Annotated in this window: 18 protein-coding genes; 9 read left to right on the top strand and 9 right to left on the bottom strand. The window is 54.1% G+C overall.

Going from position 1 to position 19,119, the window contains the following annotated elements; genetic code table 11:
* Positions 1-59 precede the first annotated feature (59 nt).
* The 4 genes from pgl to CKL79_RS09265 all read left to right on the top strand — a co-directional run bounded on the left by pgl (position 60) and on the right by CKL79_RS09265 (position 2,897).
* Positions 60-815, top strand: a complete 756-nt coding sequence (gene pgl, locus CKL79_RS09280; RefSeq protein ID WP_121969304.1) for a 6-phosphogluconolactonase — start codon at positions 60-62, stop codon at positions 813-815.
* Positions 816-871: 56 nt separating this feature from the next.
* Entirely contained in the window at positions 872-1,672 is an 801-nt protein-coding gene (locus CKL79_RS09275) for an FHA domain-containing protein (RefSeq protein ID WP_121969303.1), read from the top strand.
* Between the two features lie 64 nt (positions 1,673-1,736).
* Complete coding sequence (locus CKL79_RS09270) at positions 1,737-2,117, top strand: FHA domain-containing protein (RefSeq protein ID WP_121969302.1); 381 nt, start codon at positions 1,737-1,739, stop codon at positions 2,115-2,117.
* A gap of 90 nt (positions 2,118-2,207) precedes the next feature.
* On the top strand, positions 2,208-2,897 hold the full coding sequence (locus CKL79_RS09265; protein ID WP_121969301.1) for a lecithin retinol acyltransferase family protein: 690 nt from the start codon (positions 2,208-2,210) through the stop codon (positions 2,895-2,897).
* An 18-nt stretch (positions 2,898-2,915) separates the two neighbouring features.
* Here the strand turns inward: CKL79_RS09265 and CKL79_RS09260 are convergent, their stop codons facing one another.
* The 3 genes from CKL79_RS09260 to rph all read right to left on the bottom strand — a co-directional run bounded on the left by CKL79_RS09260 (position 2,916) and on the right by rph (position 6,696).
* The gene (locus tag CKL79_RS09260) at positions 2,916-4,202 is read right to left on the bottom strand and encodes a cation:proton antiporter (protein ID WP_121969300.1); all 1,287 of its coding nucleotides are present in this window, start codon (positions 4,200-4,202) and stop codon (positions 2,916-2,918) included.
* A 155-nt stretch (positions 4,203-4,357) separates the two neighbouring features.
* Entirely contained in the window at positions 4,358-5,869 is a 1,512-nt protein-coding gene (locus tag CKL79_RS09255; protein ID WP_121969299.1) for a UbiD family decarboxylase, read from the bottom strand.
* A 104-nt stretch (positions 5,870-5,973) separates the two neighbouring features.
* Positions 5,974-6,696 (bottom strand): ribonuclease PH, encoded by a 723-nt coding sequence (gene rph, locus CKL79_RS09250; protein ID WP_121969298.1) that lies wholly within the window; start codon positions 6,694-6,696, stop codon positions 5,974-5,976.
* Positions 6,697-6,867: 171 nt separating this feature from the next.
* On the opposite strand from rph, the gene CKL79_RS09245 reads away from it, so the two are divergent.
* The 5 genes from CKL79_RS09245 (at position 6,868) to CKL79_RS09230 (ending at position 12,999) form a co-directional block, all read left to right on the top strand.
* Positions 6,868-7,419: a P-loop NTPase family protein gene (locus tag CKL79_RS09245; protein ID WP_121969297.1), complete on the top strand. Its 552-nt coding sequence runs from the start codon at positions 6,868-6,870 to the stop codon at positions 7,417-7,419.
* 65 nt (positions 7,420-7,484) lie between these two features.
* Positions 7,485-8,084 (top strand): dCTP deaminase, encoded by a 600-nt coding sequence (gene dcd, locus CKL79_RS09240; RefSeq protein ID WP_121969296.1) that lies wholly within the window; start codon positions 7,485-7,487, stop codon positions 8,082-8,084.
* A gap of 38 nt (positions 8,085-8,122) precedes the next feature.
* Complete coding sequence (locus CKL79_RS23155) at positions 8,123-8,275, top strand: hypothetical protein (protein ID WP_170944016.1); 153 nt, start codon at positions 8,123-8,125, stop codon at positions 8,273-8,275.
* Positions 8,276-8,483: 208 nt separating this feature from the next.
* On the top strand, positions 8,484-12,698 hold the full coding sequence (locus CKL79_RS09235; protein ID WP_121969295.1) for a chemotaxis protein CheB: 4,215 nt from the start codon (positions 8,484-8,486) through the stop codon (positions 12,696-12,698).
* A gap of 64 nt (positions 12,699-12,762) precedes the next feature.
* Positions 12,763-12,999 (top strand): hypothetical protein, encoded by a 237-nt coding sequence (locus tag CKL79_RS09230; protein WP_121969294.1) that lies wholly within the window; start codon positions 12,763-12,765, stop codon positions 12,997-12,999.
* 53 nt (positions 13,000-13,052) lie between these two features.
* Here the strand turns inward: CKL79_RS09230 and CKL79_RS09225 are convergent, their stop codons facing one another.
* The 6 genes from CKL79_RS09225 to CKL79_RS09200 all read right to left on the bottom strand — a co-directional run bounded on the left by CKL79_RS09225 (position 13,053) and on the right by CKL79_RS09200 (position 19,044).
* Positions 13,053-13,268 carry a hypothetical protein gene (locus CKL79_RS09225; RefSeq protein ID WP_121969293.1) on the bottom strand — a complete coding sequence of 72 codons (216 nt, stop codon included), beginning with the start codon at positions 13,266-13,268 and terminating at the stop codon, positions 13,053-13,055.
* Between the two features lie 5 nt (positions 13,269-13,273).
* Complete coding sequence (locus tag CKL79_RS09220) at positions 13,274-13,651, bottom strand: GIY-YIG nuclease family protein (RefSeq protein ID WP_121969292.1); 378 nt, start codon at positions 13,649-13,651, stop codon at positions 13,274-13,276.
* A 99-nt stretch (positions 13,652-13,750) separates the two neighbouring features.
* Positions 13,751-15,076 (bottom strand): FAD-dependent oxidoreductase, encoded by a 1,326-nt coding sequence (locus CKL79_RS09215; RefSeq protein ID WP_170944014.1) that lies wholly within the window; start codon positions 15,074-15,076, stop codon positions 13,751-13,753.
* Positions 15,066-16,178, bottom strand: coding sequence for a threonine-phosphate decarboxylase CobD (gene cobD, locus CKL79_RS09210; protein ID WP_121969290.1), 1,113 nt, complete (start codon positions 16,176-16,178; stop codon positions 15,066-15,068). The genes CKL79_RS09215 and cobD overlap by 11 nt, the downstream gene beginning before the upstream one ends.
* Positions 16,179-16,204: 26 nt before the next feature.
* Positions 16,205-16,486: an HU family DNA-binding protein gene (locus CKL79_RS09205; protein ID WP_121969289.1), complete on the bottom strand. Its 282-nt coding sequence runs from the start codon at positions 16,484-16,486 to the stop codon at positions 16,205-16,207.
* Positions 16,487-16,884: 398 nt separating this feature from the next.
* Positions 16,885-19,044: an AMIN domain-containing protein gene (locus CKL79_RS09200; RefSeq protein WP_240518763.1), complete on the bottom strand. Its 2,160-nt coding sequence runs from the start codon at positions 19,042-19,044 to the stop codon at positions 16,885-16,887.
* Positions 19,045-19,119: the final 75 nt, after the last annotated feature.

Here is a 19,119-nt window from a genome sequence, read left to right as displayed (position 1 = left end):
ATTAGAGACTGCTGAAAGCCAGATTAAGCCCCATCAATAAATACCCACAGGAGACCGCCATGCCTTCTCTGACTGACACGATCGTTGAAGTATTGCCCAACAAGGCCGCCCTGATTGATCGGGCCTATCAGGTGACCGTTGCCGCGATAGAAACAGCGATCGCCCAGCGCGATCGCGCCACCCTGGCCCTCTCTGGCGGCAGCACACCCCGACCGCTCTACGAATTGCTAGCTAAAGCAGATCTGCCTTGGGAAAAAATTTACGTTTTTTGGGGAGATGAGCGCTACGTTCCCCAAGACGATCCCAAAAGCAACGCCCGTATGACCAGAGAAGCCTGGCTCAATCAAGTGCCGATCCCGACCGAAAACGTCTTTCCCGTCCCCACCAGCGCTGACGACCCAGCAGCCGACGCCGCTAAGTATGAAGAAACCCTAAAAACATTCTTTCAAACTCAGCCCGGCGAATTTCCCGCCTTAGACTTTGTGTTACAGGGCATGGGCGACGACGGTCATACGGCCTCCCTGTTTCCGCATACCGAAGCCTTAGACGTGCGCGATCGCTTAGTCACCGTCGGCAACCACGAAGGCGAACCCCGCATCACCTTCACCGTGCCCTTGATCAATCAGGGCCGCAAAGTCGTCTTCTTAGTGGCGGGCGAAAACAAGCAAGATGCGATCGCTCACGTCTTCTCCACCGCAGCCGACGGTCACGACTACCCCAGCAAACTGATCGAACCTGCCAACGGTGAACACTGGCTACTCGACGCCGCTGCTGGCCAAGGTCTCCCCAAACCCTTCAACCCCAACGATCTCTAGACTTAGCCACCCTTTCCCCCTTTCCCCTTCCCCTTTTCCCCTTTCCCCTCCTCCCCATGATCACCTGCCCCAACTGCAACCACCAAAACCCCGACGGAGCCCTCCAATGCGAAGCCTGCTACACCCCCCTCCCCGCCACAGTAGCCTGCCCTAGCTGCGGAGCCGCCATTCAAGCCAATGCCAGCTTTTGCGGACAATGCGGCGCTGACCTCAGGGAGACAGCTACCAGCCCAAGTGCCGAGGTCTCAGCGCCCGACTCAACCATCAAAACTCAAAACTTTATCGATCCCGATAGTGAAAGCAGCACAGGGGAACCCAGCACTAGCGAAAGCTCAGGCAGCGATCCAGACTTTGAGCTACCCGATCTTATAGAGCCCGATCCGCTCGTCACCCCCGAACCTATCAGCAGCGCCGCGCCACCAGAACCTGCCGAGGCCAGCCCAGAGAGCACATCCCCAGAGAACTCCCCCCCTCTCCCCAGTCCCCCCTCTCCCCAGCCCCCCGCCAACGCCACCCAGCTCCAAACCCTCACCGCCCGCCTCCGACAGGTACAAACCGACACCCCAATCGAACTCCCCCGACAGCTATCTCTTATCCGAATTGGGAAACCTAACGATCAAACGCCGCCCGATATTGATGTCTCCGGGTTTCCCGACTCAGAGATTGTTTCACGGGTGCATGCCAACCTTCGCGTCGAAGGCGATGTCTACTACGTCGAAGATGTTGGCAGCTCCAATGGCACTTACATCAATGGGTTACCCCTACCGGCGGGCAACCGTCATCGGCTGCGTCCGGGCGATCGCATTGCCCTTGGCAAAGGCGACAAAGTCAGCTTTGTCTTTGAGGCCGCTGGCTAACCGGAAGGTGCCCTCCCCTGGCGGCTATGTCTGAATATATGTCCTTTTCGCTTGGTGTTGCGCTGTGTCCGCTTTAAATAACGTCATCACGCTGTCTCTGCTGCACCCCGTCGATAAAACGCCCGTGCAGAGCTGGTCTTTTGAAGAAGAGCCTGTCGTCCGCATTGGCCGCTCCGTCAGTAATGATGTTGTTCTCTACAGCGCCGTCGTCTCCCGCCATCACGCAGAGCTGCGGCAGGGTGAAGACGGCTGGGAAATTCACAATATCGGCACCAATGGCACCTACCTGGCCGGTCAGCGAATTGAGCACAGGCCCGTACACGATGGTCTGGTGATTCGACTAGCGCGCTCAGGCCCCAATATTCAAATCAACGTCATCACCCAAACCAAAGGCATGTCATCCATCCATGCCCTGATAGCAAAGCAACAGCAGACAGCCAAATAAGATCTCACAAAAAGCACCCCCGCGCCCCCTACCCCCCTCAGCGTGCTAAATTTTGAGCTGACCCAAAAAATCAGCGCGCTTTAAAGACTTATGGCCAGGGGCGACCAGATCTACGCAATCCGTGAGATTATCGGCATTCCTTACGAGCACCACGGGATTGACTGCGGCAGTGAGGGCGTTATTCACTACAGCAAAGTCGGCGAGGCCACCGTTGCCCGCACGCCCCGAGACAGATTTGCCCGAGGCAGCCGGGTTTATGTCAAAGCGCAGCCAGCGACTGCCTTTATCCCCGAGGTGGTCATTGGACGGGCCGAAAGCCGTCTGGGTGAGCGCCAGTACGACTTATTTTTTAATAACTGCGAGCATTTTGCCAACTGGTGCAAGACGGGCCGCAGCGAGTGCATTCAGCTCAGCAACTTTGGCCTCGACCCCAGTCAGATTAAGCAGCCTCAAGTCAGCGACCTGGTCAATCGCGCCGCTCAAGGTGAGCCGCCTGAGCAGACTATGCTCCTGTTTCAGGAGGCACTGAGTAATGTAGCGATCGCCACTCGCACCCTATTGCCCCAATACGAAGCGGCCACCGACGACACCCTGGCCTGGCACCGGGTAGCCCAGCGCGCCCTAGCCAAAGGCCGAGAAGATCTCGCCCGCGCTGCCCTGCATCGTAAAGTCGCCGCCCAAAAGCAGGCCGAAGGCATCAAGACCTACCTGAGCCAGCTTTCAGAGTTGCAGCTATCTCTAGAGCAAAACCAAACCCTGGTACAGAGCCGTCTGATTTGATGGCTAGCTGGCTTGAAGTCACTGACGGCGAGTTTTTTTGGGCGAACTAGACAACCGTTTTCGACCGTGATAGTACCGATTGTCTATCCATGTCAGCGCCAGATTAGCGCTGTTGCCGTGAATCAGCAGCGACGCCAGCACCGTTAGCGTGACAATGCTCCAGAGCAGATCCATATTAGGAAAAGATCCATTGTTTTGAGCATAGGCCAAGTAGTAAAACGAGCCAAAGCCACGAATGCCTAAAAAGGAGATTGCCACACGCTCTAGTCCTCTCATCTTCAGCCCGGCCAGCGAAACCAACCCCGCCACTGGTCTAGCTACTAGCATAAACAGCGCCGCAAAAGCAAAGTTTTTCCAGGTGAGCAACCCCAGATCAGCGGTTGCGACAAAGCCACCCAATGCCAGCAGCAGCAGCCCCGCAAAAATGCGCTCTAGCTGAGTGGCAAACTGATAGGGTTTGCGGTGATACTCATGGTTTTTTGAAAAGTATTGCCGACTGGCCACCGCTGCTGCAAACACCGCCAAGAAGCCATAGCCGTGCAGTGCTTCGGCCAGCCCATAAGACAAAAAGATAGCGGCTGTGACGAACAGCCCTTCGCGGGATTCTTCGCGCACCGCTTCATCGGAAACACGAAACGCATAGTGGCCTATCAGCCAGCCGACGCCGATCCCAACGATGACGCCCATCACTACTCTATAGCCCAGGTCATAGGCAGCCCACTCAAACAGCCAGGGGCCTAGTTGACCTTTGTGGTCAACAACGCCTAAGGCCAGGTAAACAAACGGAAAGGCCAGCCCGTCATTGAGCCCCGCTTCAGTTGTCAGGCCAAAGCGTACCGGGTCTTCGCCACCTTCATTGGGGGGCCCCACCTGTACACTGCTAGCCATCACCGGATCGGTGGGTGCCAGACAAGCCCCTAGTAAAATCGCATCTGCCAGCGGCAAGCCAAACAGCCAGTGACCTAATAGCGCCGCCGCGCTGATTGAGAGGGGCATCGCTATACCGAGCAGCCGCCAGGTTGACTCCCAACCGCGCAGCCGAAACGTCCGGTCAATTGCTAATCCGGCTCCAGCGAGGGAGATAATGACAATAATTTCGGTCAGGTACTCGACGACAATAGTGTGAGTTTCATTATCGACCGGGTCGAGTTCGGGTAGGCCCAAAGCCTGGCTGAACAGAAGTAGGGCTAGCAGAAAGTAAATCAGCGGCACATTAATAAAGCGAGCCCCACGAAGATTCGGCAACCAGGTCAGGCCGAGCACCGCCATTCCAAAGGCAATGTAAAAGACTAGCTTGTCATCCATAAGGCTAATAGACAGGGATAGAAAAATAGCGACAACGCCAATGCTATGGCATATCCGGTTGGCTGCGCCTGATCTAATACTCCACTACCCCACTCAGCTTGTCGTATGTCGCAGAACATAGACTATAGGGGCTGGGTCTATACCTAGCTAAAAAATTAATGCATATCGTAGCCAAATACATTGGCGTCGGCTTCGCCGAGCTGAATATCACCGAGGCCGTACTCCTGCCAGCGCTGCGAGACCAGTGCTGCCATCTCTGGGTCAGATTCCAGCTGCTCTCCCCATTCATGGTCGGTTTCTGGCGATACTTTGGTAGTGGCGTCAATGCCCATGCGGCTGCCTAACCCTAGCCGTTCATTAGCAAAGTCTAAAGAGTCAAACGGACTGTCGGGCAAGATAAACACGTCACGGATTGGGTCTACCTTAGAAGTTACTGCCCACACTACCTGGCGCGGATCGCGAATGTTGATATCTTTGTCCACGACGATCACAAATTTGGTGTAGGTGAACTGGGGTAGCGCCGTCCAAAACGCCATCGCCGCACGGCGGGCCTGTCCCGGATAGGACTTGTCAATGGAGATAATGGCCGCTTTGTAGCTGAGGGCTTCCATCGGCAAGAAAAAATCGACAATTTCTGTCACTTGCTGACGAAGTATCGGCGTATAGATGCGGTTGAGGGCGATCGCCATCATCGCTTCTTCTTTGGGCGGGCGACCGCTGAAGGTAGTGAGGTATATCGGCGCTTTACGATGGGTCATACAGTGAAAGCGAATCAGCGGCGCCGCGTCATTCACCCCGCCGTAGTAGCCCATGTGATCGCCAAAGGGGCCATCGGCTGCGGTCTCACCCGGGGTGATGGTGCCCTCTAGCACAAACTCCGACATCGAAGGGACTTCTAGATCGACCGTTTTGCACTTGGCTAGCGAAATGCCTTTGCCGCTGTACAGACCCGCAAATAGCCACTCTGAAAGATCTACTGGGATGGGGGTAGCCGCCGCTAGAATGATTAATGGGTCTACGCCGATGGCGATCGCCACTTCCAGATTTTTTCCCTGCTCTGCCGCCTTGCGCAGATGTCTGGCCCCGCCCCGCACCGAGAGCCACTGCACCGTCATCGTATTGGCAGACTGTAACTGCAAGCGATAGACCCCCACATTGGGCACACCGGTCTCACAGTCTTTAGTAATCACCAGACCCAGCGTCACCACCTTTCCGCCGTCTTTAGGGTAGGGGCGGATCATCGGAATCTTGGTCAGGTCTACTTTGTCGTCTAGCGTGACTACCTGCTGGCAGACCGGCATCCAGTCGCGGGAGGGCTTAGCTTTCACCACGTCAAACAGCACCTTGCCCAGGTCAATCGCCTGAGAGATTTTTTTCGGTGGCTTAGGCTGCTGCAACATGCCCAGTTTTTTACCTAGCACCTCTAGCTCTTCTGGGTGCTCCATACCCATCGCCCAGCACACCCGCTCGACGGTTCCTAGCAGATTGACGACAACCGGATAGGGCGATCCTTTGACATTTTCAAACAGGACTGCTGGCCCCCCGGCCTGCAAGAGGCGGTTAGCAATCTCGGCGATTTCCAGATCGGGATCTACCTGCGCCTGGACGGTAATGAGCTGCCCGCGCGCCCTAACTGTTTTGAGAAAATCTCGTAGATCCTTCGCCATGGTGGAACCGTATAAAGGCCGGTATTAATTATGGAGAGAATTTAACACTTATAGCGGGTGATACCAATTTTTCTGAGCGGATTTGAACCAATGAGCTTTTGGGTTTATGCACCCGCTAAGGTCGCTTTTTGTAGCTGCATCAGTTCGCCAATACCCTTTTCGGCGTAGTCGAGCATGGCATTGAGCTGAGCGCGGGTAAAGCTACCGGCCTCGGCGGTACCCTGCACTTCAATGAATTCCAGCTTTTCGTTGAGTACCACGTTAAAGTCAATGTCGGCGGCAAAGTCTTCAGGATAGTTGAGGTCTAAAAACGGTTTGCCCTCTAGCAGGCCCACAGAAATGGCGGCGATCTGGTGGCGGAGGGGGGAAGCGGCGATCGCGTTGGATTTGAGGAGATGGGCGATCGCATCTTCGAGCGCCACATAAGCCCCGGTAATCGCCGTCGTACGTGTACCCCCATCCGCTTGCAGCACATCGGCATCAATGGTGATAGTCCGTTCACCGAGCGCCGACAAATCTAGCGCCGCCCGCAGGCTGCGCCCAATCAGCCGCTGAATTTCTTGAGTGCGCCCCGACAGCTTCATAAATTCACGCGACTTGCGCGTCTGCGTCGCCCCCGGCAGCATCCGGTATTCAGCCGTCAACCAGCCCTGGCCAGAACCTTTGAGAAAGCGCGGCACCCCCTCCTCTACAGAAGCAGTACACAACACCCGCGTATTGCCACAGTGAGCCAGCACAGACCCCGCTGCATACTGGGTAAACTGTCGTTCAAACTTAACGGGTCGCAGCTGATCGGGCTGTCGGTTGTCGGGGCGTTGCCAGGCCATAAGGAGTCACTACATAGCTACCACCGTTCAGCATAGACCGTTCAGTAGGGCATGTACCTCGTAATTCGTCCTTTGCCATACCACAGGGCTAATTTGCAACATGTAGCGTAATCGTCGCTAGATCATCGCCCTAATACGCTATATTTGGTTGGTCATCCGTCTTACGGCCCTATGGTTCCCCAGCTTAGAGCATTGCCCGGCGACCCCTTCCCCCCTGTCCGTCGCCATCCCATGCTTCACGCCATCGAAGGTACGGTGCAGGTCTTTATCTCGCAGCACCGCACCTTTTTTACCAATGTGATGGTGCAGGCGATGCGCGTGGCCGAACAGGGTGTGCCTGTCTTAGTGGTTCAGTTCTTAAAGGGGGGCATTGGTCAGGGCCCGGAGCATCCGGCGCAGATGGGTCAAAACCTCGACTGGATCAGATGTGGATGCTGTGAGTGCATTAGCGGGCCTGAAGTGACTGCCGAGGCTCAGACCGCGCTACTGGCCCTGTGGCAGCACACTCAAGCTGTCGTCAACGAAGGTAAATACGGGCTGATCGTGCTCGATGAGCTGAGCCTGGCGATTGACTTTGGCCTGATTAAAGAAAACGAAGTATTAAATCTGCTCAAGCATCGCCCCGCTCATGTAGAAGTGATTTTGACCGGGCCGCAGATGCCCGATTCGCTGCTGGTAGTCGCCGATCAGATTACAGAATTTCGGCGAAACTATGTGGTTTAGGACTGTGGTTTAGCTTAGCCTCGTCAGCGTATACACACAGCTTTTAAGTAGTAGGAGACATTCAAATGATCAAAAACGATGCGTGGATTAAAACAGCGGCTGGCCAGGGCCTAATTGCGCCTTTTGAGCCGTCGCTGATTCGCCGGGCGCAGCTTTCATCTCAGCCTCACGAGACGCCGGTGATTAGCTATGGCCTCTCCTCCTACGGCTACGATATTCGCCTATCGCCAAATGAGTTTCGCATCTTTCGCCATGTGCCCGGCACGGTGATCGATCCTAAGAACTTCAATCCTGAAAATCTGGAGCCGACTAAGCTCAAGCAAGATGAGAACGGCAGCTATTTTATTTTGCCCGCGCATTCTTACGGGCTCGGCGTGGCTTTGGAGCGGCTGCAAATGCCCGACAATATCACCACTGTCTGCATTGGTAAGAGCACCTACGCTCGCTGTGGCATCATCGCTAATCTGACGCCCGCTGAGGCTGGGTGGCGCGGCTACTTGACGCTGGAGTTTTCTAATTCTTCTAGCGCTGACTGCCGGATCTATGCCAACGAAGGCGTCGTGCAACTGTTGTTTTTAGAAGGCGAGCCCTGCCAGGTCAGCTACGAAGCCCGGCGCGGTAAGTATCAAGACCAGCCTGAAGCCGTCACCATTGCTCGCGTTTAAAGGGCATTGGGCAAAAAGCGCTTAGTGTAATGAGAGCGATGGAAGAGCGCGCTAATGTGGCGCTGGTGATGGCCAGAAACGCAGAGGGGCGCGATCGCTGCCAGTCGGCGCAGGTGTGTGAAGAGCGATCGCAGATATCAAAGTCCCATGCGCAGGTGATTCGCAAGCTGCTGGTAGAAAGCTGCTGGTAGAAAGCTGTGCGTAATGGCTGCTTTATCGATTTTTCCCTCACGAGTCTCCTCGCAAAAAAAGTAGTAAGGTAGGAAACAAGCGGTTTCCACCTGGCTGACTGACAAAAAAGTATTGGCGTCGGCTGCGTCGTAGTGAACTCAACGGCTAGCCAGACTTTACAAAAGACCGTTGAATTCACCCTGCCGAGCTGATCGCCACCCTTAAATCATGATGTCCCCCTCCGAAGACAATTCATCTGGCGCGCTCGTTGCGAGTGACTCACAAGCGGTTGCGATTAAAACCATGGACTCGGAGCAATCCTTCAAAACCGATGCTCCCTTTCCAGTAGTGGGTATTGCCGCTTCCGCCGGAGGATTAGAGGCATTTACGGAACTGATCTGTCACCTGCCCACCGATACGGGCATGGCGTTCGTGCTGATTCAGCATTTATCGCCTGACCACGAAAGCTTGCTGTCTGAAATTTTGGGCAGAGCTACCACCATGCCTGTGCAGCAGGTGACAGACCGGATGACAGTCGAGCCAAACGAAATCTACGTGATTCCGCCCGGCACCCAGATGACGCTGGAGGACGGACTGCTACATCTAGTTCCGCGACAGAAAACTAATGGGAAACATCATCCGGGAGATGCGTTTTTTGAGTCGTTAGCGCTTGATCGCGGCACTAAAGCGATCGCCGTCGTGTTATCCGGCACCGATGGCGATGGTTCCCATGGGTTGAAAGCGGTCAAGGTGGCTGGCGGCGTCACCTTTGCTCAGTGCGAAAGTACAGCCAAGTTCGACAGTATGCCAAATACGGCAGTGGCGACGGGCAACGTGGATTTTGTGCTGCCGCCGGAACAAATCGCCGCAGAACTAACCAAACTGAGCCGCAGCCCCTTGTTGTTTGCCGCAGATCTAATCCAAGCGGTGAAGGAGGTGCCGCCCCCGCCGGGTGATGCGTTGGCGAAAATCTTTGCGCTCTTGCGGACAACAACCGGGGTTGATTTCACGCGCTACAAACCGAACACTTTAAATCGCCGGATGCAGCGCCGGATGGTGTTGTATCAACTCGAAAGCCTGGAAGAGTACGCTGAATATCTGCAAGCGCATCCGGAAGAAGTGCAGGCATTGTATGAAGAAATTCTGATCCACGTCACCAGTTTCTTCCGCGATCCCCAAGTCTTTGAACAATTGAAGGTGCAGATTTTCCCCAAGATTAGCGAAAACAAATCGCTCGATGCGCCGCTGCGGATCTGGGTGGCAGGCTGCTCCACTGGGCAAGAAGTATATTCGATCGCCGTTTGCCTGCTAGAGTTTTTCGACGATCAGGCGACCGTGCCGCCGATTCAGATTTTTGCCACCGACATCAGCGAAACGGCCATTAGCAAAGCCAGATCCGGCTTCTATTTAGACAGCGAGATGAAAGGGGTTTCACCGGAGCGTCAACGCCGCTTCTTTGTGTCCTTACCTAGCGGTGGGTATCAAATTAGCAGCGCTATCCGCGGACTGTGTGTGTTTGCCCGTCATAACTTAGTAGGCGACCCCCCCTTCTCCAATCTCGATCTAATTAGCTGTCGCAACGTGCTGATTTATTTGTCAGACCCGCTGCAAAAACGCCTGATGTCGCTGTTTCATTACAGTCTCAACTTAACCGGCTTGCTGCTGCTGGGCACGTCTGAAACCGTCAAAAACGCCTCAGATTTGTTTGCGACTGTGGATGAATCCTGCAAGCTCTATGCCCGCAAATTGACCTCGACTCGTCCCTTATTTTCGTTTACGACGACTCAACCTGCCTCCAGCGCTAACAGTCCGCAACGCATCTCTGAAAGCTTCGTCAGTCCGGTTGATCTAGCGCAAGAAGTGAGCCAACTGATCTCAAACCGCTACGCGCCGCTATCCGTCGTGGTGGATGACCAGATGCAGATTTTGCAAATGCGCGGCGATCTCAACCCCTATATGGAATTGATACCGGGAACCACCGAGCTAAACCTGCTGCTGATGGCACGGGAAAGCTTAGCGATTGTCCTTCGCACTGCCCTGTATCAGGCCCAGACCGAAAACGCGGTCGTGCGCCAAGAACAGATTCAGCTAGAAGCGGGGGAGCAACCGCACTGGCTCAATCTAGAAGTGATGCCGTTTCGTCCAACCACGACGGACGCGCTCTATTTTCTGGTCGTGTTGGAAACCGTTTCACCCACCGCCCCTGCCCTCAGCCCTGCCTCGATCTCCAGCCAAGAGCCAGCCGATCTAGAGCGGGAAAATATGCAGTTGCGGGAATCACTGGCCGCCGCAACCCAACGAGAACTCTCGGCGCAAGCTCACCTGCAAGCGGTGATTCAGGAGCAAAACCAACTGAACCAAAGCCTGCGGGTGGCCAACGAAGAAATCCTATCTAGCAACGAGGAACTGCAAAGCACCAACGAAGAACTGCAAACGGCAAAGGAAGAGATTCAAGCCACCAATGAAGAACTCTCGACTACCAACGACGAACTTCGCAGCCGCAACCTGCAACAAAACCGTGACAACAGCGACCTGAACAACTTTGTTGCCAGCATCAGTGTGCCGATTGTCATGCTGACCAACGACTTAAGGATTCGCCGCTTTACCCCCACCGCCCAGCGCCTATTCAATTTTATTCCGACCGATGTCGGGCGACCGTTTAGCGACCTCCACGCCAACTTCGATGTTTCCCAGCTAGAACCGATGATTTTAGAGGTGCTGGAAACCCTCAACACCCAAGAACAGGAGCTTCAAACCCAAGAGGGTCATTGGTACAGCCTCCGCATTCGTCCCTATCGCACCACGGAAAACCAAATCGACGGCGTGACGCTGGTATTTATGGACATTGACGCGCTCAAACGCCATTCTGCTACCTTAGAAGCTGCCCGCAACTATGCCGAAGCGATCGTCGAAACCGTGCAAATCCCGCTGGTGGCGCTCGATGCCGATTTGCAAGTCAACACCGCCAATCGAGCCTTCTACAAAACGTTTCAGGTGTCCGCTTCAGCCACCGAGCAGGTCTCTTTGTTTGAACTCGGCAACGGGCAGTGGAATGTTCCCGCACTGCGATTAGCTCTCGAAGAAATGCTGATCAATCATCGTCCGATTCAGGATCTGGATGTGGAGCATAATTTCGAGCAAATTGGGCAAAAAACACTGCTGCTAAATGCTTGCAGGCTGCAACGAGAAGACAACGCCGACATGATTTTGCTGGCAATTGAAGACATTACTGAGCGCAAGCAAAATGAAGCGGAGCTAAAAGCCGCTGACCGCCGTAAGGACGACTTCTTGGCGGCCTTAGGGCATGAACTGCGCAACCCGCTCAACGCGATTAGCAACAGCATTACGCTGATGCAAACCCTGGAAGAAGCAGATTTTACAGAGACAGCCTCTCGCGATGAATCGCATGAGCAGCTTCACCAGCGCGCCGGGCAGCTTCATGCCGTCGCCAGTCGCCAGCTCACCCAGCTCACTCGCCTGGTAGATGACTTGCTTGATGTTTCGCGAGTTGCCTACCAAAAGATTCAGCTACACCGGCAGCAAATGGATCTGACGCAGCTGCTCCGAGATCTAGTTACAGATGCTGAGAGCGCTGTATCAGAGAAAAGGCTTACGCTCAATGCTGTGCTGCCTGAGGCCGTTATTTGGGTCAATGGAGACACGGCTCGCCTGATGCAGGCTTTCACCAATGTCTTACAAAATGCGATCAAGTTCTCGGATCTCGATGGACATATTGAGATCTCTACCCAAGTGGAGTCAGAGCATATCACCACCCGAACTACTGATACGGGCATTGGCATGGAAGTAGAAGCGCTCACTCGCATTTTCACAGCGTTTAGCCAGGAAGATCGCAGTTTGGCTCGCAGCGGTGGATTGGGCTTAGGATTACCCTTAGCGAAGGGCATTATCGAGTTTCATGAGGGGCAAATTTGGGCAGAGAGTGCAGGGATAGGGCAAGGCACTGCTGTCATGATCAGGCTACCCCAGTTGATAGGAGCCACCGAGGTTTTGCCTCCTCCGTCAGATGCTGTTTGCGCTTCATCTGTGGCAGCAAGCGGGTCCCAACATATCTTAATCGTTGAAGACAACGAAGATTCGGCCTTTCTTCTACAGCTTTTTCTAGAAGATTTGGGCTACCAGATAGATATAGCAAACAATGGTGAGCAAGGACTATCATTGGCCAGGCAGCTTCAGCCAGATGTCATCATCAGCGACATTGGCCTGACCGCTGCGATGGATGGCTATGCCCTCGCCCGCGCCATTCGCTCAGATCCGGCACTGGACGCTGTTTATTTGATTGCCAATAGCGGCTACGGCCAGCCAGAAGATAAAGTCAAAGCCAGCGCCGCCGGGTTTGATGAGCACTTTACTAAGCCTGTGAATCTCGATCAGCTCAAGAATTTGATTGAGCAGTATAGGTCTCTTAATCAGAGCAATACCTAATACAGCGTTAAGGCTTAGCGTAGTAGGGCGATCGCTCAAACATTTGCTGCTATGACACGGGTGTTTGTTGCTTGGCTTTGATGGGTTGGGGCGATCGCTCAAACAGTTGCTGCTAAGACTTGATAGTTTATTGCGATCGCTCAATGATTTGCTGCTAAGCCTTGATGGTTTATTGCGATCGCTCAAACATCTGCTGCTAAGACTTGATGGTTTATTGCGATCGCTCAAACATTTGCTGCTAAGCCTCGACAATTTGCTGCTTGGCGTTGAGGCCACCTTGCTTTTGCTCAATGAGAGGTAGCGAACGCTCGCTTCGATCTGTAAGTCACTCATAAAACTTAGCGGAGAACTTTTCTACGTTGTAGACTGTCCACGTCCTGGTTTGCAGTCAGCAAAGCCCAGCGCTTCTGTATCTAAAAAGCTAGCGATCGCCATTTCGACCACAGCTTCAACAGGATACTCAATTTCAATAGCACGAGCAATCAAAGCCTCTCGAATTCTTTTTGGCAAACAGTTCAAAATAACTTCGGCATCAGCGGGAGCCAACTGCTCCTGAAGCTTAGTTTGCATAGCATTTACCTTTCAGGTGGAATTTGAACGTTGTAAGGAGGCTCAGTTGCTCTTAAGATAATGGCTTCTAGCTCCAATAATAGCGCGGGACTTTGCCAGTAAGGAAGAGGCTGCAATGCGATCCGAATGTCGCTGTCATGGTATTTGTCTAACCACGCCCATAGAAAAGCTTTGTGCCCACCGCTGAAACGGCTTCGCAGATTCTTAGTTTTTCCGATGTAAAGCAATCCATCAGTTCTGTGCCTAATGGCATAGATACCAGGACGCATAGGAACATTTCCAAACTTGCGATCAAGCGGCAGACCGACTTCAAAAGGCGTAAAAGCAATTTCGTCTAAAATCTTCTGTGCCTGAGCTTTTAGCTCAGAATCGTTTGCTGGCATAAATACAGAAAAGCTGACTACGCTAGGTTATGCTCTCACAAAGAAGAGGCAAAGCCCAGTTCTCCGACGTTGTGATCTGGTATCAAATCAGAGGGCAGGCTAACGACTACGCCGCCAGTTAAACCAGTTCTCGGCCCAGTCTCTCCGCCAGTGCCCAATCTGCCAGCGAGATTGTTGTGACTGGCTAGCCGCTGAGCGAACCAGACCTGCCAGATTTTGAGCGGTTTGAGGAGAGAAAGGAAAGCGGTTGGCATCGGTTAACGCGCTGACAGATTCGCCGATCAGGGAGGCTAGCGGATAGATTAGCTCATTGGCCCCAGAACCGAGAAGATGAATGCCTAACAGCCGTTGGTTGTCGCAGACTAGCTTGCAATAGAGAGGACGAGGATCAAGCTGACTCAAATCGGCACTGTTGGCGCTGCTGGCCGTCCATATTTGAGTCGCGCCGCCGTAGCGCTGCTCTGCTTGGGACTGGGTAAGACCGGCGCTGGCAAATCGGTGATGCCCTTGAGCGATCGCCCCATAGTCAACCCGGCAGTTGGGCACAAATAGCGCATTGCGCACCGCTACTTTTGCCTCATACTCCGCGATCGCCGCATCCATCACGCCGCCCAAAATGGGGCCACAGGCAAACACGCGAGGGTGAGCCGTCTGCAATTGGCGGTTGACCTTTAAGGAGCGCACTCTAGGCCGACCATAAACAAAACTCGGCAACACAATTGCTGCTGGGGCGGGCTCTAGAACTAGCGTGCAGTCAGGAGGTGTCTGATGGCGATCAAGTTGAGAAAGCACCACACCCGATGCAATGAGCTGCGATCGCACTAACCGCCGAATATCGCTATCCATACCCGGCATAAACTGCTCAGCGACCAGCGTCACCCGAGTACCCAACCGACAAAAAGCCTCCGCCCATAAAATCGCTTGAGGAGAGCCCCCGACAATTTTCACGGTTTCAGGCAGCGCACGCAGCCTAAACAGAGCCTCCAGCGCCACGGGCATCGTTCCAGCAGCGATCAAAATAGCCCGCGTGCTCAGTCGCCTGTGGGCCGTTGTTACCACTAGCCGCCGCGACAGCCGCTGGTACTTCTCCAAAACTACATCTACACCGCTAGCACTCATAACGGCTGGCGATCGCGCTGCCGACTGAGTTTGAGCTGCGATCGCACTCCATTCCCACAGCGCCTCCCAGGTCAGGTCAGCGGCAGGGCCACCAGACTGACCAAAATACGCGCTAACAGCCTGTCGCTGTGAGCTTTCTCCTAGCTGCTGCAAACCCTGGAGCAAAAAGCGTTCTTGCTGCCTTTGAGCAAACAGGTCGGAGGGCTCTACTAGCGCGACCCGAGCGCCATAGCCTGCCGCCGTCAGCGCCGCTGTTCGGCCTTCAGCCGTGCCGCCTAAAATGACCAAATCGTAGTCAGTAGGCATGGGCGACTTCCAAATCGGGCAGCACATTGGCTAGCGCATCAAGCAGTCGCTGGTTGTCATCTGTGGTTTTAACGGCGATGCGGAAATAGCGATCGCCCAGCTCCGCAAAACTCATACAGTCACGAATATAAATCTGATGACGTTGAAGCAGCTCAGTTTGTAGCGCCGTCGCCGACCCCTCACAGGCAACCAGCAAAAAATTCACACAGCCCGGCAGCGGACTCAGCCCCGGCAGTTGAGTGAGCCCTTCATAGAGCTGAGTATTGGCCGCCGTCAGCCAGTCCCAGGTGCGCTGCTGAAAATCGGTGTCTTGGATAGCCGCTACGCCCGCCGCTGCTGCCAGCACGTTGACCGCCCAGGGGTCACGCCAGGTTTGCCAGCGCTGAAGGGTTTCAGGACGGGCGATCACATACCCCAACCGCACCCCCGGCATACTGTAAAACTTGGTCAGCGAGCGAATCACCACCAGATTAGGCAGTTCGCTCACCCAGTCAATCACACTCTGCGATCGCGCTGGCGGCAAAAAATCCATAAACGCTTCATCGACAACGACCAGACCAAACTTAGGCAGCAAAGGCCGCAGTCTTGATTTCGCAAAGAGTGCGCCGGTCGGATTGTGAGGATTATTCAGCAGCAGCCCATATCGGTTGAGATCGGTTTGTAGCAGCGACTTTTCCCAACTGTCAAAATTCCAGCCCTGCTGCGGATCTAGGGAATCCAATAAGGGCAAGTCAATCGGCTCACAGCCAAACGCTCGCAGCGCCCGATCATAGTCACTAAAAGTTGGCGTTAGTCGCAGGCAGCCGCCCGGCAGCTCAGCTAAGTCACGGGCTGCCCAGGTGAGCAGTTCAGCCGCGCCGTTGCCAGGCAATACCCAGTCTGGCGAGAGCTGGTGGTGATGGGCGATCGCTTCTCTCAGCTCACCATAGTCCGGATCAGGGTAAGCCACCACAGACGAAAAAGCCGCCCGGATCGCCTCACTGACAGAGCAAGGCGGCCCGAGCGGACTAATACTAGCGGAAAAATCTAGCAGTTCAGCAGGAGCGCAGCGGGCGAGCCGAGCGGCCCAAGCCAAATTACCCCCGTGAACTGGTCTAGACATAGAACGATCAGGTATAGACAGAAACTCTACTTCTTACCTGCCACCATTTCCTTAAACTGCTTACCGGCAGAAAAAGCAGGCACCGTAGTCGCGGGAATGACCATGGTGTCGCCAGTTTTGGGGTTACGGCCTTCGCGCTCTTTACGGGCACGCGGCTCAAACGACCCAAAGCCCACTAGCGTTACCTTTTCACCTTTAGACACGGCTTCCATAATGGACTCTACAGCCGCTGAAATGACTGCATCAGCCTGCTTCTTTGTCACTGAAGACTTTTCTGCAACTGTATCGACGAGTTCACCTTTATTCATGCTGATCTCCTTGGCGGATGATTGGATTACTTTGATCTAAGTGGACTACACATTGCCCGATGGCAAGATTTAAAGTTTGGATGAGGAGAGTAAATCAGCAATCGCTGAAACCCCCGAAACCTCATGATTTTTACTGCCCCATTCTAAGGGGTACCCGGTCAATCTGAACAGATAAAACCTTGAATTTATATGGATTGCAGGGATTTTTAATAAAGTTCATAGTTTTCTAGAAAAGAATTAAAGATTCTGTCTTGACAAAAAACCGATGCTTCCTGGCGAATTTGGAAGCATCGGCTAGTTTTCTTTCGTTTTATGTACCTGCTGGAATCATCTGGCTAGCCAGAAAATCCTCATAGTCAGCCGATCAAGCACCGTAGCGGATCGAAAACCACATAGCTTTACCGATTTTGCCGCTCCTCTAGCAGCTCTTGGACATCTTCACCGGGCGTATAGCTATAGCCATAAACGCTCGAATCAGAGTCATCGATAATCTGCGGAGTCAGCAAGACGATCAGCTCTCGCCGTTCATTGGTGCGGTTCGTGCTTCTAAACAGCGCCCCGAGTATCGGGATATCGCCCAAGATTGGCACTTTAGAAGTCGTCGTTCTATCTGATTCTTGAATGATTCCAGAGAGCACCAGCGTCTGTCCGTCTCTGACGCGAATCTGACCAGAGGTAAGCTGACGCTTGGCTAGGAGAATGGCAGTTCCCGCATCGCCGACCTGGAAGGTGTCAGTAGGCGCTGAAATGCTAGGGGCAACCGCCAAATTGACAAAGCCATTGTCGTCGATTCGATCAATCTGCACCTGCAGGTTCAGTCCGGCATCTTCTTTTTCGAAAGAGGTTGTCAGCAAAGTACCCGTCTCGGTAGTTTCTCGCTCAATGGTGATATTGGTGACAACCTCTTGAGTGAGCTGCACAGCGGCGGTCTGCCCTTCTTGAACCACCAGCGTGGGGTCAGTTACGATCTTAGCCTGACCGTTGGTAATCACCGCTTGCAACTGCGCTAAAAACTGAGAAGCGACATTAAAAGGGACAGAACCGAAGACAGTCGCAAGGCCTCGACCGACCTGAGTAGGGACTAGCCCAGTCGAAGCTGGACTGCCGCCAAAGTTAACCAGGCCAAGACCTCCCGTTTGAATCAGACTGGTATCGCCTGTCCCAAAGGAAAAACTTGTGCCAAAAGCATCAATCGCATTCAGATTGACATCAATCACTCGCAAGTTCACAGCAACCTGACGACGACGCAAATCGAGCTGAATCAGCTGAGAGGTGGCAATCTCAATCTGACGAGGGGTGCCAATCAGCGTCAGCGCGTTAGTGCGCTCGTCGCCAATTACCTGCAGTCCTCTCAGCAGCGGGTTAGAATCTTCAAAATCAGCTCGCTGGTTTTCAACCCTCGATTCAGTGGTCGTTTGAGATTCGCTCACATCGGTACCGTCGCCAACGGCCACTGCGTTGACGCTAGTTACCAGGCGCTCTCTAGAAACCGCCGTCTCAGCGCCCATCGCCACCAAGAAGTTGAGGGCGCTAGCCACATCTACCTGATTGAGCCGCACGCTGCGAACTAAGACATTGCGAGCGCTATTCGGCAGGCGAGGGCCGACAAAAATCGTCCGGCCCACCCGGTTGGCCTCCAGCCCAGAAATCTGTAGCACGTAGTTGAAAACGTTTTGTACCGGCTCGTTTTCAATATCGATAGAGACTTTGACATCTTCGCCAGTAGCCTCGCCATTATCAGCATTGGTAAAGGCCAGGTTCAGACCCGCCGCCCGCGCTAACAGAGATAGAACTTCACGAGCGGACGCATCTCGTAAGACCAGCCGGGGAACTCGCTCAGCCGTACCCAGATCGACAGTATCCAGGCTGGAATCGATGTCAGAAACAGAGATATCGCCGACCGGTGGCGCGATCGCTCTAGGCAGAAAGGGAGGAGCATTCAGCGTAGGCGACGTGACGGGGACTCCATCAATCACCACGCTTGGGCTAGGGACCAAAATGTCTGGAATCTCTTCACTTTGCCCAGCTTGAGCCAGTCTCACAGGTGTTCGGGCAGGTGCTTGGGCAGCCGCGTCACCAGCACCCACTGCCTCTGGCCTCAAGCGGATCGTCTCGGGCAGATCAGAAGGGACGGCCTTTGCTCCCGGACGCGCATCCAGGTTGATCAAAACACTTTCATCGCCCGTTTTTTTGATATCGCTGATGGGCGCTTGCTCTGAGCCATTGACCGTGAGCCGCACATGGTTGGGGGAAATAGCCACTAACTCCACCGAGGCAATTCCAGGAGCCGGATTTTTTTGCGTAAAGCTTTTGCCTTGAGGTAGCTGTAGCTGAGCGTGGGCCACATCAGCCTGCAAGACTTTACCAGAGCGAGCCGTGATCACCTGAGGCGTATCCCCGGTCGTCTCTAGCGTGAGCGCCAGGCCAGCCTGAGTTTTGCGTAGGCTAATGCCCTCGATGGTAGTCGCCGCACTAGCAGGCACAGCAGCCAAAGGGCCAGCCAGTACAGCAACGGCACTCCCAGCTATTAAACTTTTAAAATTAAGACGGCGTTTCACGGGTCACTCCTTGGGTCAGTAGCGGTGGGTCAGTAGCGGTGGATCGGTAGCGATAAATCAGCAGCAGATCGAAAA

It is taken from the genome of Leptolyngbya sp. BC1307 (assembly GCF_002286735.1).
Lineage (GTDB): Bacteria > Cyanobacteriota > Cyanobacteriia > Phormidesmidales > Phormidesmidaceae > Phormidesmis.
The sequence above is the reverse complement of the archived record's forward strand: the minus strand, read 5'-3'. Positions and strand labels throughout refer to the sequence as shown.

Bases quoted from the DNA above. Each gene is read 5' to 3' on its own strand.
- CKL79_RS09215 (WP_170944014.1), bottom strand. From the start codon at position 15,076: ATGCCTACTGACTACGATTTGGTCATTTTAGGCGGCACGGCTGAAGGC.
- rph (WP_121969298.1), bottom strand. From the start codon at position 6,696: ATGGCCTGGCAACGCCCCGACAACCGACAGCCCGATCAGCTGCGACCC.
- CKL79_RS09205 (WP_121969289.1), bottom strand. From the start codon at position 16,486: ATGAATAAAGGTGAACTCGTCGATACAGTTGCAGAAAAGTCTTCAGTG.
- CKL79_RS09260 (WP_121969300.1), bottom strand. From the start codon at position 4,202: ATGGATGACAAGCTAGTCTTTTACATTGCCTTTGGAATGGCGGTGCTC.
- CKL79_RS09255 (WP_121969299.1), bottom strand. From the start codon at position 5,869: ATGGCGAAGGATCTACGAGATTTTCTCAAAACAGTTAGGGCGCGCGGG.
- CKL79_RS09235 (WP_121969295.1), top strand. From the start codon at position 8,484: ATGATGTCCCCCTCCGAAGACAATTCATCTGGCGCGCTCGTTGCGAGT.
- CKL79_RS09245 (WP_121969297.1), top strand. From the start codon at position 6,868: ATGGTTCCCCAGCTTAGAGCATTGCCCGGCGACCCCTTCCCCCCTGTC.
- CKL79_RS23155 (WP_170944016.1), top strand. From the start codon at position 8,123: ATGGAAGAGCGCGCTAATGTGGCGCTGGTGATGGCCAGAAACGCAGAG.
- CKL79_RS09275 (WP_121969303.1), top strand. From the start codon at position 872: ATGATCACCTGCCCCAACTGCAACCACCAAAACCCCGACGGAGCCCTC.
- CKL79_RS09220 (WP_121969292.1), bottom strand. From the start codon at position 13,651: ATGCCAGCAAACGATTCTGAGCTAAAAGCTCAGGCACAGAAGATTTTA.
- pgl (WP_121969304.1), top strand. From the start codon at position 60: ATGCCTTCTCTGACTGACACGATCGTTGAAGTATTGCCCAACAAGGCC.
- CKL79_RS09265 (WP_121969301.1), top strand. From the start codon at position 2,208: ATGGCCAGGGGCGACCAGATCTACGCAATCCGTGAGATTATCGGCATT.
- CKL79_RS09225 (WP_121969293.1), bottom strand. From the start codon at position 13,268: ATGCAAACTAAGCTTCAGGAGCAGTTGGCTCCCGCTGATGCCGAAGTT.
- cobD (WP_121969290.1), bottom strand. From the start codon at position 16,178: ATGTCTAGACCAGTTCACGGGGGTAATTTGGCTTGGGCCGCTCGGCTC.
- dcd (WP_121969296.1), top strand. From the start codon at position 7,485: ATGATCAAAAACGATGCGTGGATTAAAACAGCGGCTGGCCAGGGCCTA.